Origin of the sequence: Lysobacter sp. OAE881, assembly GCF_040546665.1 — a bacterium.
Taxonomy (GTDB): domain Bacteria; phylum Pseudomonadota; class Gammaproteobacteria; order Xanthomonadales; family Xanthomonadaceae; genus Lysobacter_J; species Lysobacter_J soli.
In genome coordinates this window covers 2,151,960-2,165,164 of record NZ_JBEPOG010000001.1, presented here as the reverse complement: position 1 = coordinate 2,165,164, position 13,205 = coordinate 2,151,960, and the positions used below count along the sequence as shown (strand labels likewise).

The following is a 13,205-nucleotide window of genomic DNA, read 5'->3' as shown; positions in this document are numbered from 1 at the left end:
GCGGGCGCCCATGCCACGCCCGCCGCGCTACCCTCATCGCTCCCACCCACTTCCGGAGCGCGCCATGGCACTGAAGGACATTCTTCCCGGCAAGCTCGGATTCGGCACGGCGCCGCTGGGCAACATGTTCCGCGACATTCCGGAGGAGGAAGCACGGGCGACCGTCGAAGCGGCATGGGCCGACGGAATCCGCTACTTCGATACGGCGCCCTTCTATGGCGCAGGCCTGGCGGAGATCCGCCTCGGCGACGCGCTGGGCGATCGGCCGCGCGAGGAGTACGTGGTCAGCACCAAAGTCGGGCGGCTGATCCTGGACGAGGTCGAAGACGTCAGCGCCCGCGACCTGGGCGAGAAAGGCGACGTATTCAAGTACGGCCGCCCGAACCGGATCGTCAACGACTATTCGGAAGACGCCACGCTCCGCTCCATCGAAGGCAGCCTGGAGCGGCTGAAGACGGATCGCGTCGAAGTCGTGTGGGTCCACGACGTGGCGCAGGACTTCTACGGCGACGAATGGCTCGGCGTGTTCGAAAGCGCGCGAAAGGGCGCGTTCAAGGCGCTGGATCGCCTGCGCGACGAAGGCGTCATCAAGGCGTGGGGTCTGGGCGTCAACCGGGTGGAACCGATCGAACTGCTGCTCGATCTGGACACGCCGCGGCCCGACGGTTTCCTGCTTGCGGGCCGCTACACGCTGCTCGATCACTCGCGGGCGCTGCAGCGCGTGATGCCGCGCGTGGCCGAGCGCGGGCTCGGCATCGTCGTCGGTGGCCCGTACAGTTCCGGCGCGCTGGTCGGTGGTCCGAACTTCGAATACGCGCCCGCGACGCCCGCCATCCTGGAGAAGGTGGCGAGGATCAAGTCCATCGCCGACCAGCACGGCGTCAGCATGAAGGCCGCGGGATTGCAGTTCGCGCTCGCGAATCCCGCCGTCGTCGCCGTGATTCCCGGCGCGAGCAAACCGGGGCGCGTGGAAGAGGATCGCGCCGCGCTCCAGGAGACCGTGCCGAAGGCGTTCTGGCGTGAACTGCGCGAGGCGCGGCTGGTCGATCCGGCAGCACCGCTTCCGTTCGGGGTCTGACGCACGCCCGCCTGCGTCATCCGCGCTAGACTCGAACCTGCACGGGCGGCCGTGATCGCCTGCGATTCAGTGGCGGGGAGGATCGAGCTTGGAACAGCAGATCGCCGTACCGACGTCCCGCGAACAACTGTGGGCCCTGCTCGCCGAAGCGGCCGAGATCGAGCACCACCTGATGTGCTGCTACCTCTATGCAGCCTTCAGCCTCAAGGAAAGCGTCGACGAAGACCTCTCGGCCGCCGAACTCGACGCCGTCGAACGCTGGCGCCGCGAGATCCTGTCCGTTTCCGTCGAGGAAATGGGCCATCTCGCCATCGTCTGCAACATCCTGTCGGCGCTCGGCGCACCTGCGCATCTGGTCCACCAGAACTTCCCGATACCGCCCGGCTATCACCCCGCCGGCGTGGTCGTGAAGCTGGCGCCGTTCAACCGGCAGACGCTGGCGCACTTCGTGTTCCTGGAACGGCCCGACGATGCGGACGTGCAGGACGGTGAAGGCTTCGAGCCGCCGCAGCGCTATTCACGCGCATTGGGCATGGACCGCCTGATGACCGCCTGCACCGATTACGACACCGTGGGCGAGCTGTATCGCTCGATCTCGGCCGGCCTGCGCGGGCTGAGCGATGCGATGGGCGAGCGGCGCCTGTTCGTGGGCAATCCCGAGCACCAGTTGGACGCCGACACCGCGCGGCTGCCGGGCCTGAAGACCGTGCGCTGCCTGAAAACCGCGCTGGAAGCGATCGACGCGATCGTGCGCCAAGGCGAAGGTGCGGACGCGGGGAGCGAGGACTCGCATTACCAGCGCTTCCTGCGAATCGGTCGCGAATTCGATGCGTTGCTGGCGGCGCGTCCCACCTTCCGCCCGGCGCGGATGAACGCCCACAACCCGGTGATGCGCCCGCCGCCGACGCCCGAAGGCCGGCTGTGGGTCAGCGAGGAACCCGCTGCCGCGCTGCTGGACCTCGGCAACGCGCTGTACAACCACTGCCTTCGTTGTGTGTCGCTCGCCTATGGCGACGTCGGCCGCGACGCGCAGGTCGCGCTGGTATCGGCCGGCGTCGACCTGATGCACCTGCTGACGCCGGTGGCGACACGGCTCGGCGTGCTTCCCGCGAATCCGAGCCTGCCCGAAGCCACGGCCGGCCTGAGCTTCGCCACCATTCGCTCCTCGGCGGCATTGATGGGCGAAGCGGGAAGCGTCGACATCCTGGTGGAGAGACTGCGCGAGATCGGCGACCGCTGCGCGCTCCTCGCGCAGCGCTTCCCCGGCGAGGCGGCGCTGCTCGACGCCACGCGGGCCGGCACCGAGCGTCTCGCCAACCGGCTCATGGCGCAGGCTGATCGATGCCGCCGCGAGGAAGCGGCGATGTTCGCCACCGGCGTGGCCAGCCAGCCCGACCCCGTGCCCGCACCCGTCATCGACGAAGCGCCGCAACCGCAAGCGCTCGACGATGGCGCCGAACTCATCCCGGGCGCCGATCTCGACATCGTCTACAACGGCACGCGCTGCATCCACGCGCGGCATTGCGTGCTCGGCCTGCCTGGCGTGTTCCGCGCGAATACGCCGGGCGCGTGGATCCATCCCGACGCGGCGACAACCGAAGCGCTGGTCACCGTCGCGCACATGTGTCCGTCGGGCGCCATCGCCTATCGCCGGCACGACGGCGGCGACGAGGAAGCCGCGCCCGCGGTCAACCTGATCCAGCTTCGCGAGAACGGCCCGCTCGGCGTGCGCGCGCGCATCGTGCTCGACGGCGTTCCCATCGGCATGCGCGCGGTGCTGTGCCGTTGCGGCGCCTCGAAGCACAAACCCTTCTGCGACGGCAGCCACAACGACATCCACTTCGAGGCGACGGGCGAACCGGCGAGCGTGGAATCGCAGCCGCTGCCGGTCCGCAACGGTGAGTTGAACATCGATCCGGAAGTCAACGGGCCGCTCGTGGTGAGTGGAAACGTCGAGATCTGCTGCGGCACCGGCCGCACGATCAACCGCGTCACCTCGGCGCGGTTGTGCCGCTGCGGCGGCTCGTCGAACAAGCCGTTCTGCGACAACACGCATCGGCGGAACGGATTCCGCAGCTGAGCTTGCGGGACGAAACGAACGTCCGATTTCAACCGCCGCCGGGCAATGGCGAGGGCTCGGGCGCAAGCGCGACGACGTGCTCGATGCCCTGCCGGAACATCTTCGCGTAGGGGCAGATGCGCTCGGTATTGCGGATGAGTTCGGCCGCGAACGCGCGATCGACGCCGGGCAGATGAACGTCGATGCGCGCTGAAAGCAGGAACAGGCCATCGACGGGATCTCGCGAGAAGTTCACGGCGACGTCTAGCCGTGCATCGACCAGCTTCACGCCTGCCCGCATCGCCAGCAGCGTCATCGCGCCGTGGAAGCACGACGCGTACGCCGCGGCGAGCAGTTGTTCGGGATTGGTGCCGCCACCCTCGCCGCCCAATGTGCCGGGAAGACGCAGGTCGACCTTTAATGCGCCATCGTCGGACCGCACCACGCCGGAGGCGCGCCCGTGTCCGGCTTCGCCACCTGTCACGCTGACGCGCCCGGTGTACAGCGTCTGCTCATCGCGTCCGTAATAGCGGTCGAGCCACTCGGGCGACGGCGGTTTCAGCGATGACATGCGCGCCTCCGAAAGTGCTTCCTGTCCGCCGTCTCGCCGTGTCGCTGATCGGTTTCCGCGGAGACGCCGCGCCGACATGGGTTCGTCCCGTGCACGAACGGATGGAAAGTGCACGCCCCGTTACAGCATCCTCGACAAGCTGACATCCGTCATCTCCGTCACGGCGGACAGGAAGCATTCGACGCAGTCCATCGCGCACCGCACGAGGTGTCGATCGCCGTCATCGACCACGCAGCGCCGGCTCCTCGTTGCGGCACGATAGGCCCGCCCCTCCTGGCCGGGTAGGCATGTCGACGGATACCTCGCGTTGCCCGGGCGGCAACAATGCGCGGGGCTTATCATCGTCCGGCTCCCATCGAACCGCGCCATGACGACACACGACAACCCCCACGTCCTGATCTGCACCGCCAAGGACCAGGACGACTGGCGCGACGCGCTGGCGCAGTGCCTGCCGGACGCAACGCTGCATGCCGGCGTCGAGGCGCCACCGTGCGATTACGCCGTCGTCTGGAAGCCGCCACACGCGCTGTTCGTACGACAGACGAAACTGAAGGCCATCTTCTCGCTGGGTGCCGGCGTGAACGCGCTGGTGGCGATGCCGTCCCTGCCCCGCGACGTTCCGCTCGTCCGCATGGAAGACGGCGGCATGGCCGATCAGCTCGTCGAATACGCCCTGTACGTGGCGCTGCGACGGCTTCGCGGGTTCACCGCGTACGAGTCCGACCAGCAAGCGCAGCGATGGTCGCCACGTCCCGCGCGTTCCCGCCACGAACTGCGCGTCGGCGTGCTCGGCCTGGGCGCGCTCGGCGAGAAGGTCGCGCGTGCGCTCGCCGATTTCGGCTTCACCGTCACGGGCTGGAGCCGGACGCCGAAGGACATCGCCGGCATCGCGACCGAGCACGGTCCCGACGGACTCGACCGTGTGCTCGCGCGCAGTGATCTCGCCGTGGTCCTGCTACCGCTGACCGACGCGACGCGCGGCATTCTCGACACCGAACGCCTGCGGATGCTGCCCGCGGGTGCGTCCATCGCGAACCTCTCGCGCGGGGAAGTCCTCGACGACGCGGCGCTGCTCGCATTGCTCGACGCGAACCATATCGACGAGGCGCACCTGGACGTGTTCGCGCAGGAACCGCTCCCGCTCGACCATCCGTACTGGCGGCATCCTCGCGTGCACATGACGCCGCACGTCGCCGCGCTGACCGATCCGCTGCTCGCGGCGCGCGAGGTCGCCGAGAAGATCGGACGCCTGGAGACCGGCCTGCCCATCACCGGCGTCGTGGATTTCGAACGGCAGTACTGAATCGTGTCGCGCCCGGGAGCCTCGGACGCATTGTTTACGAAGAAGTTACGCGCGCGTCCGGCCCGGGAATGGAGGCTTTACGCAGTGCTGATCGAGACTTTCGCCGTGGCCACGATGGCCTCGCGAACGTAGCGAACCATGACTTTCCAACCGATCTTCCTCCGCGCAGCCGCCGTCGGCGTCTGCGCCGTCCTCGCGGGTTTCAGCGATGCGCGTGCGGCGACCTTGAGCGGCAACGCCGCGCTCACCAGCGATTACGTCTGGCGCGGCACCACGCAGACGCAGGGCGATCCGGCCGTGCAGGCCGGCTTCAAGCTGGCCGGCGACAGCGGCTGGTACGCCTCGGCGTGGGGCTCCAACGTCGAATTCGCGCCGGAACTCCACGCCAGCAGCGAACTGGATTTCACCGTGGGCTGGAGCGGTGCGCTCGGCGACACGTTCTCCCTCGACGTCAATGCCCTGCACTACCGCTATCCGTCGACGACCGCCAACCTCAACTGGACGGAACTCAACGGCACGCTGACGGTCGACGCGCGCTACTGGCTGTCGCTGGGCTACTCGCCCGAAGCGCTGGGGAGCGATGACGCCGGTACGTACGCGCAGCTGGGCGCGCGCTTCCCGGTCAACGATGCCTTCCGCGTCGAGGCGGCGGCGGGCTACTACTTCCTCGACGATGTCTACGACGAGCGCTACGCGCACGGGCAACTCAGTGCGATCTGGACCGTCAACGCCGCCTCGCAACCGGTCGAACTGCGGGTGACCGCGCACGGCACCGATTCGGGCGCGAAGCGGATCTTCGGCGACAACGCCGCCGGCAGCCGCATCGAGGCCGCCGTGCAGGCGTCCTTCTGACAGGAGCACGCACATGCCCGCCTGGCTCGCCTTCGTCTGCAGCATCGCGGTGGTTCTCGCTTCCGCGTACCTGCTCTACGTGATCCTTCGCCCTGAAGACTTCTGAGGCATGGCGCGCGCAACGCGCGCCGTGAACGCCCATGACCGAAATCCTCCTTCTCTTCCTGCTCGTCGTCGGCCTGGGTTGGCCGCTCGGCCTTTACCTCGCGCGCGTGATGCGCGGCGGTCCCGCACCGCTGGACGCGGTCTTCCTTCCCGTCGAACGTGCGCTGTACCGCGTGCTGGGCACCGATCCGTCACACGGCATGAGCTGGCGCGGTTATGCGAAAGCCTTCGCGCTGAGCAACCTCGTCGTCGGCGTTGCCGTCTGGGTGCAGTTCATGACGCAGGCGTGGCTGCCGCTCAATCCCGACGGCATTCCCAACCTGCGCTGGGACACCGCGCTTCACACGATGGTGTCGTTCCTCACCAACACCAACCAGCAGCATTACTCGGGCCAGGCGCAGCTCAGCTATCTCTCGCAGATGGTCGGCATTGTCGGCCTGCAGGTGGTGACGCCGATGATGGGACTGGCGGTGGCCGTGGCCACGTTGAGGGGATTGTTCGCGTCGCGCGCCGAACCGCAGTCGTCGGGCATCAAAGGCGACGCGGACCGCGACCTCGGCAACTACTGGGCCGATGTCACGCGCGCCACGCTGCGTTTCATGCTCCCGCTGTGCCTGCTGTGGTCGTCGCTGCTGACGTGGCAAGGCGTGCCCGCGACGCTGGATGCCGGCCCCACGATCGCGCCGATCGATGCAAGCGCGGAGCTGAAAGAACAGAAGATCCCCCTCGGCCCGGTCTCGCCGATGGTCGCGGCCAAGCAGCTCGGTTCAAACGGCGGCGGCTGGTACGGGCCGAACAGCGCTGTCGCGCTGGAGAATCCGACGCCGCTGTCGAACCTGATCGAAATGCTCGGCATCGTGCTGATCCCGATCGCGATCACCTTCATGGTCGGCCCGCTGGTCGGACGCCGACGCCTCACCGCGATGGTATTCGGCACGATGCTGCTGATGTCCGCCGCATCGACGGGTTTGTCGATGTGGTCCGAGGCGCATTCGGCCACGGCGAGCGACGCCGCCGTCATGGAAGGCAAGGAAGTGCGCCTGGGCGTGTCGTCGTCGGCGCTGTGGTCGGCGATGACCACGCAGGTGAACAACGGCTCGGTCAACGCGATGCACGACTCCATGGCGCCGCTGACCGGCGGCGTGGCGATGGTCAACATGCTCGTGAATGCGATCTGGGGCGGTGTCGGCTGCGGGTTGCAGCAGTTCATCGTGTACCTGCTGCTCAGCGTATTCCTCGCCGGCCTCATGACAGGCCGCACCCCGGAGTTGTTCGGCCGCAAGATCGAAGCGCCCGAAGTGAGGCTGCTCGCGCTGCTGATCCTGCTGCAGCCGCTCGTCGTGCTGGGCTTCACCGCGGTCACCCTCGCCTTCCCGTCGATCACCGGCAATTCGAACCCGTCCTTCCACGGCATCAGCCAGGTGTTCTACGAGTACACCTCGGCGTTCGCCAACAACGGCTCGGGTTTCGAAGGCCTAGGCGATGCGACCTATTGGTGGAACCTGAGCTGCGCGCTGGTGCTCGCACTCGGCCGCTTCCCCGCGTTGCTCGTCCCGCTCGCCATCGCCGGCCTGCTGGCGCGCAAGCGCGTCGCGCCGGAAGGCCGCGGCACGCTCCACGTGGAAACGCCAACCTTCGCGCTGACGCTGGTCGCGGTGGTGGCGATCCTCACGATCCTGCAATTCACGCCCGCGCTGGTGCTCGGCCCGATCGCCGACCATCTGACGCTGGCGCGGTAATCCATACGGAACATGACGATGAACGACATGACCCAACCCCTGCCCGCCACTCGCCGCAACCCGGCGATGTTCGACGGCGCCTCGATGCGCGCCGCGCTGCTCGACGCGTTCCGCAAGCTGGCGCCGCGACAGGCGCTGAAGAGCCCGATCATCGCGATCGTCCTGCTCGGCACGCTGCTGTCGGCGCTGATCACGATCGCGACGCCGGGCAATCCTGCATTCGGAATCGCGGTGACGGTGATCCTGTTCGTGACGGTGCTGTTCGCGAACTTCGCCGAAGCCATCGCCGAAGCGCGCGGTCGCGGCCAGGCGGCCTCGCTCCGCGCGGCGCGGCGCGATCTCGTTGCACGTCGCCTCAACGGCCGCACCCGCGCTGGCGGCGAAGTGCGCGTGGCGGCCGCGGCGCTCAAGCCGGGCGATTACGTGATCGTCTCGGCCGGCGAGTTCGTGCCGGCCGACGGCGAGATCGTCGAAGGCGTCGCGACGATCAACGAAGCCGCCGTCACCGGCGAGTCCGCACCGGTGCTCCGTGAGGCCGGCACTGACCGCTCCGGCGTCATCGGCGGCACGAAGGTGCTGTCGGACGAGATTCTCGTGCAGGTGAGCGCGGAAGCCGGGCACAGCTTCCTCGATCGCATGATCGCGCTGGTCGAAGGCGCCAACCGCCAGAAGACGCCCAACGAGATCGCACTCACGATGCTGCTCGCGGCGATGACGCTGACCTTCCTCATCGTGGTCGCGACGCTGCCGGCGCTGGCGGGCTTCGTCGGCGCGACGCTCGATCCGCTGCTGCTCATCGCGCTGCTGGTTTGCCTGATCCCGACCACCATCGGCGGCCTGCTGCCGGCCATCGGCATCGCCGGCATGAACCGCGCGCTGGCGGCGAACGTCCTGGCGAAATCCGGCAAGGCGGTCGAAGTGGCCGGCGACGTCGACGTGCTGCTGCTCGACAAGACCGGCACGATCACCTACGGCGACCGCCAGGCGACCGCGTTCCACCCCGTCGCCGGCGTGGATGCCGAACAGCTGCGCGATGCCGCGATGCTGTCCTCGCTCGCCGACCCGACGCCGGAAGGCAAGTCGATCGTGAAGCTCGCGCGCGAACAGGGCACCGCGCTGCAGGATCCCGCGAACGCGCGATTCGTCGCGTTCACCGCGCAGACGCGCATGTCCGGCGTTGACCTGCCGGGCGCGAACGACACGCGCGTGATCCGCAAGGGCGCGGGCGACGCCATCGAGCGCCATGTCGCGGCAATGGGCGGCATCGTCCCTGCCGAGCTTCGCGGCCGCATCGAACAGGTCGCGCGCGGCGGCGCCACGCCGCTGGTCGTGAGCGAAGGCCGGCACGTGCTCGGCGTGATCGAACTCGGCGACGTGGTGAAGCACGGCGTGAAGGAGCGCTTCGCCCGGCTGCGCGCGATGGGCATCCGCACGGTGATGATCACCGGCGACAACCCGCTCACCGCAGCGGCGATCGCGGCCGAAGCCGGCGTCGACGACTACATCGCCGAAGCGCGGCCGGAGGACAAGCTCGCCCGCATCCGCGCCGAACAGGCCGGCGGCCGGCTCATCGCGATGGTCGGCGACGGCACCAACGATGCGCCCGCACTCGCGCAGGCCGACGTCGGCCTGGCGATGAACTCCGGCACGCAGGCGGCCAAGGAGGCCGGCAACATGGTCGACCTCGACAGCGATCCGGCCAAGTTGCTCGCGGTGGTCGAGGTCGGCAAGCAGCAGCTGATCACGCGCGGTGCGCTGACGACGTTCTCGCTTGCCAACGACGTGTCGAAGTATTTCGCGATCCTGCCCGCGCTGTTCGCCGCCGCCATTCCGCAGATGGCCGCGTTGAACGTCATGGCGTTGTCGAGCCCGCGCAACGCCGTGCTGGCCGCATTGATCTTCAACGCGATCGTGATACCCGCGCTGATTCCGCTCGCGCTGAAGGGCGTGCGCTTCAAACCCGCGAGCGCCGTCGTGCTGCTGCGCCGGAACATGCTGCTGTACGGGGTCGGCGGCGTGCTGCTGCCGTTCGCCGGCATCAAGCTGATCGACATGGCGCTCGTCGCGCTGGGTCTCTGACGTTGCACATCACGCTTGATAGCCCCTCTCCCGCGAGCGGGAGAGGGGTTGGGGTGAGGGCCGGAGAAGCCACCAGGCCCGCATTCGCCATCTTCCAAAAGGACACGAAATGAGCACCACAGCGAGCTCCATCACTCTCAACGCCTCGGCGCGTGGCGACCACACGCTGGACGACCGCACCACCCTCCGCCCCAGCCTCGCCTTCGCCGCCGTCATCCTGCTCGGCTTCGGCTTCCTCTACTCGCTCGCCGGCACCGGCATCGGACGTGTGCTGTTCCCGTACCAGGCGACCGGCAGCCTCGTCGTGGTCGACGGCACGCCGCGCGGCTCCGCCCTGGTCGCCCAGCCCTTCGCCGATGCGCGCTACTTCCAGCCGCGCCCGTCGGCCGGCAACTACGACCCGATGGCCGCCGCCGGCAGCAACCTCGCGCGCGGCAATCCCGACCTGCGCGAGCGCATGGCGGCGCTTCGGCAGCAGGTCGCGAAGCGCTATGGCATCTCGCCCGATGAGGTTCCCGCCGAACTGGTGACGATGTCCGGCAGCGGCATGGACCCGCATCTGTCGCCAGCCGGCGCGAGGGTGCAGATCGCGCGGGTTGCGAAAGCCCGCGGGTTGAACGAAGCCGACGTCGCCGCGCTGGTCGCCGAACACACCGAACCGGCGACGTTCGGCGCCCTTGGCGAGCCGCGCGTCAACGTGCTCGAACTGAACCTCGCGCTCGACGCGAAACGCTGACGCCCGCTTCGGCCACAATAGCCACATGACCGATTCCAGCCGCGAGCGGCAGGCCGACGCCCTGGTCGGCGAATTGCAGCGACAGGGCGCCGGGCGGCTGACGATCTTCCTCGGCGCCGCGCCCGGCGTCGGCAAGACCTACACGATGCTGACGCGCGTGCGCGAGCTGGTGCGCACCGGCACCGATGCCGCGATCGGCATCGTCGAGACGCACGGCCGCAGCGAGACGGCAGCACTGATCGACGGCCTCGACGTCATTCCGCGTCGGCGCATCGACTACGCGCCTCCCGGCGGTGCGAGCCGCACGCTGGAGGAATTCGACCTCGACGCCCTGCTCGCCCGCAAGCCCGCGCTGGCGGTGATCGACGAACTCGCCCACCGCAACATGCCGGACAGCCGGCACGAACGCCGCTGGCAGGACGTGATCGAACTGCTCGACGCCGGCATCGACGTCTATACGACGATCAACATCCAGCATCTGGAAAGCCTCAACGACGTCGTGCACCGCATCACCGGCGTGCGCGTGAGCGAGACCGTGCCCGACGCCGTGTTCGACCGGCTGCGCGACATCGTGCTGGTCGACCTGCCGCCGCGCGAGCTCATCGAGCGCCTGCACCAGGGCAAGGTCTACGTGCCCGAACAGGCCGCGCATGCGTTGCAGGCGTTCTTTTCGCCGAGCAATCTGACCGCGTTGCGCGAACTGGCGATGCAGACGGCGGCCGACCGTGTCGACAGCGACCTCCGCGAAGCGCAGGCCGCACGCGGCCTGCCCGGCGTGCCGGTGCGGCGCGGCGTGATGGTGGCGATCGACGGACGCGGCGCGTCGGAGTACCTCGTGCGCGTGGCGAGACGCCTCGCCGAACGCCGCGATGCGCCGTGGACCGTGGTGACCGTGCAGGCGAGCGATGCGCCCGACGACGCACGCCAGCGCGAACTCGACAATGCGTTCGCCCTGGCCCGGCGCCTCGGCGGCGACGCGCTGGTGCTGCACGGGAACAACATCGTCGATGCGCTGCTCGACCATGCCTCGCGTTCCGGCGCCAGCGCCATCGTGCTCGGCCGCACGCGCGAGCGGCCGCTGGCGCGCATGTTCAACCGCACGCTGACGCAGCAGCTGATCCAGCGCGGCGCGCATTACGAACTGACCATCGTCAGCACGCCCGAGGCCCGCGCACGCGCGCGACGGTCCTGGCGCGACACGGGAACCCTGCTGAGCCGCAGCGACGCAGCGCTCGCCTTCGCCGCCGCCGCAGGCGCGACGGCGCTGTCGTGGATCGCCGAACGCTGGATCGAACTGGACGACCTGTCGCTGATCTTCATCGTCGCCGTCGTGCTGGTAGCGGCGCGTACCCGCATGACGGCGGCGGTGATCGCCGCGGTGTCGTGCTTCTTCGCGTACAACTTCTTCTTCATCGAACCGCGCTTCACGCTGATGATCGGCGCGCGGCAGGGCGCGATCACGGTGGTGCTGTTCCTGGTCGCGGCGCTGGTCGCCGGGCGGCTCGCGTCGAAGCTGCGGATGCAGGTGCTCGCGTTGCGTGCGGCCAACGCGCACGCGACCGCATTGCAGACGCTGGGGCGGCAGCTCTCGACCGCTGGCGATGTCGGTCAGGTGCTTCATGCCGGTCGCGATGCGCTGCGTCGCGCGCTCGATGCCGACGTCATGCTGCAAGCCGGCGGCCAATCGCTCCACGCCGAAGCGCTGGACGAAAAGGATCTCGCCGCCGCCGACTGGGCGATGCGCCATCGCCAGCCGTCCGGCCGCTACACCGACACGCTTGCCGGATCGGGCTGGTGGTTCCTGCCGCTGGTGCTGGGCGAGCGCGAGCCCGGCGTGGTCGGGCTGCGATTGTCCGATGGCGCGGCGCGCATCGGCTCCGAACAGCGCCGGCTCGCCGAAGCGATGACCGAGGACATCGCGCAGGCGCTCGCCCGCGCGCGGCTCGTCGCGGATCTGGAAGACGCGCGCGTCGGCAACGAAACCGAACGCCTGCGTTCGGCGCTGTTGTCGTCGGTCTCGCACGACCTGCGCTCGCCGCTGGCCTCCATCATCGGCGCAGCGAGCAGCCTGGAGCACTACGGCCAGTCGATGGACGAGCCCGACCGCCGCAGCCTGCTGGACACCATCCGCATCGAAGGCGAACGCCTCGACCGCTACATCCAGAACCTGCTCGACATGACGCGGCTGGGCCACGGCGGCCTGACGCTCAACCGCGACTGGATCGGCGTCGACGAGCTGATCGGCTCGGCGGTCACGCGCCTGCAGCGCTACGAGCCGGACGCGCGTTTCGAGGTATCGATCGCCCCCGGACTCTCGCCGATCTGGGTGCATCCGGCGCTGGTCGAACAGGCGCTGTTCAACGTGCTGGAGAACGCGGCGAAGTTCTCGCCGGCGGGCGATGCCGTCACGATCGAGGCGCGCATCGTAGACAACGCGCTGCGCATCGACGTGCGCGATCGTGGCCCGGGCATCCCGGAGGACGAACGCCGCCGCATCTTCGACATGTTCTACAGCGTCGAGCGTGGCGATCGCGGGCGGCAAGGCACCGGCCTGGGATTGGCGATCACGCAGGGCATGATCGGCGCGCACGGCGGCAGCGTCGAAGCGCTGCCGGGCGCGGATTGGTCGCGGCACCACCATCCGGATTACCCTGCCCCGCGTGGAGCCCTGAGCCGCTAAACA

The 13,205-nt window shown here is 68.8% G+C and carries 9 protein-coding genes and 1 pseudogene; 9 read left to right on the top strand and 1 reads right to left on the bottom strand.

Translation table 11 applies throughout. From position 1 onward, the window contains the following. The first annotated feature begins 64 nt into the window (after nt 1-64). Both ABIE51_RS10050 and ABIE51_RS10045 read left to right on the top strand, forming a co-directional pair. Nucleotides 65-1,078 carry an aldo/keto reductase gene (locus tag ABIE51_RS10050; protein ID WP_192630602.1) on the top strand — a complete coding sequence of 338 codons (1,014 nt, stop codon included), beginning with the start codon at nt 65-67 and terminating at the stop codon, nt 1,076-1,078. Nucleotides 1,079-1,166: 88 nt separating this feature from the next. Next, on the top strand, nt 1,167-3,158 hold the full coding sequence (locus tag ABIE51_RS10045) for a ferritin-like domain-containing protein (protein ID WP_192630601.1): 1,992 nt from the start codon (nt 1,167-1,169) through the stop codon (nt 3,156-3,158). 28 nt (nt 3,159-3,186) lie between these two features. On the opposite strand, the gene ABIE51_RS10040 is transcribed toward ABIE51_RS10045, so the two are convergent. Beyond that, nucleotides 3,187-3,708 carry an Ohr family peroxiredoxin gene (locus tag ABIE51_RS10040; protein WP_192630600.1) on the bottom strand — a complete coding sequence of 174 codons (522 nt, stop codon included), beginning with the start codon at nt 3,706-3,708 and terminating at the stop codon, nt 3,187-3,189. Between the two features lie 367 nt (nt 3,709-4,075). On the opposite strand from ABIE51_RS10040, the gene ABIE51_RS10035 reads away from it, so the two are divergent. The 7 genes and pseudogenes from ABIE51_RS10035 (at nt 4,076) to ABIE51_RS10005 (ending at nt 13,194) form a co-directional block, all read left to right on the top strand. Beyond that, nucleotides 4,076-5,011, top strand: coding sequence for a 2-hydroxyacid dehydrogenase (locus tag ABIE51_RS10035; protein ID WP_192630599.1), 936 nt, complete (start codon nt 4,076-4,078; stop codon nt 5,009-5,011). 138 nt (nt 5,012-5,149) lie between these two features. Beyond that, entirely contained in the window at nt 5,150-5,863 is a 714-nt protein-coding gene (locus ABIE51_RS10030) for a TorF family putative porin (RefSeq protein WP_192630598.1), read from the top strand. 13 nt (nt 5,864-5,876) lie between these two features. Beyond that, nucleotides 5,877-5,969, top strand: a complete 93-nt coding sequence (locus tag ABIE51_RS10025) for a potassium-transporting ATPase subunit F (RefSeq protein ID WP_157030084.1) — start codon at nt 5,877-5,879, stop codon at nt 5,967-5,969. 34 nt (nt 5,970-6,003) lie between these two features. Then, complete coding sequence (kdpA, locus tag ABIE51_RS10020; protein WP_192630597.1) at nt 6,004-7,707, top strand: potassium-transporting ATPase subunit KdpA; 1,704 nt, start codon at nt 6,004-6,006, stop codon at nt 7,705-7,707. Nucleotides 7,708-7,734: 27 nt separating this feature from the next. Further along, nucleotides 7,735-9,786 (top strand): potassium-transporting ATPase subunit KdpB, encoded by a 2,052-nt coding sequence (gene kdpB, locus ABIE51_RS10015; protein ID WP_192631663.1) that lies wholly within the window; start codon nt 7,735-7,737, stop codon nt 9,784-9,786. Nucleotides 9,787-9,895: 109 nt separating this feature from the next. Further along, on the top strand, nt 9,896-10,522 hold the full coding sequence (gene kdpC, locus ABIE51_RS10010) for a potassium-transporting ATPase subunit KdpC (RefSeq protein WP_192630596.1): 627 nt from the start codon (nt 9,896-9,898) through the stop codon (nt 10,520-10,522). Nucleotides 10,523-10,547: 25 nt separating this feature from the next. Further along, a pseudogene (locus ABIE51_RS10005) lies at nt 10,548-13,194 on the top strand (ATP-binding protein). Nucleotides 13,195-13,205: the final 11 nt, after the last annotated feature.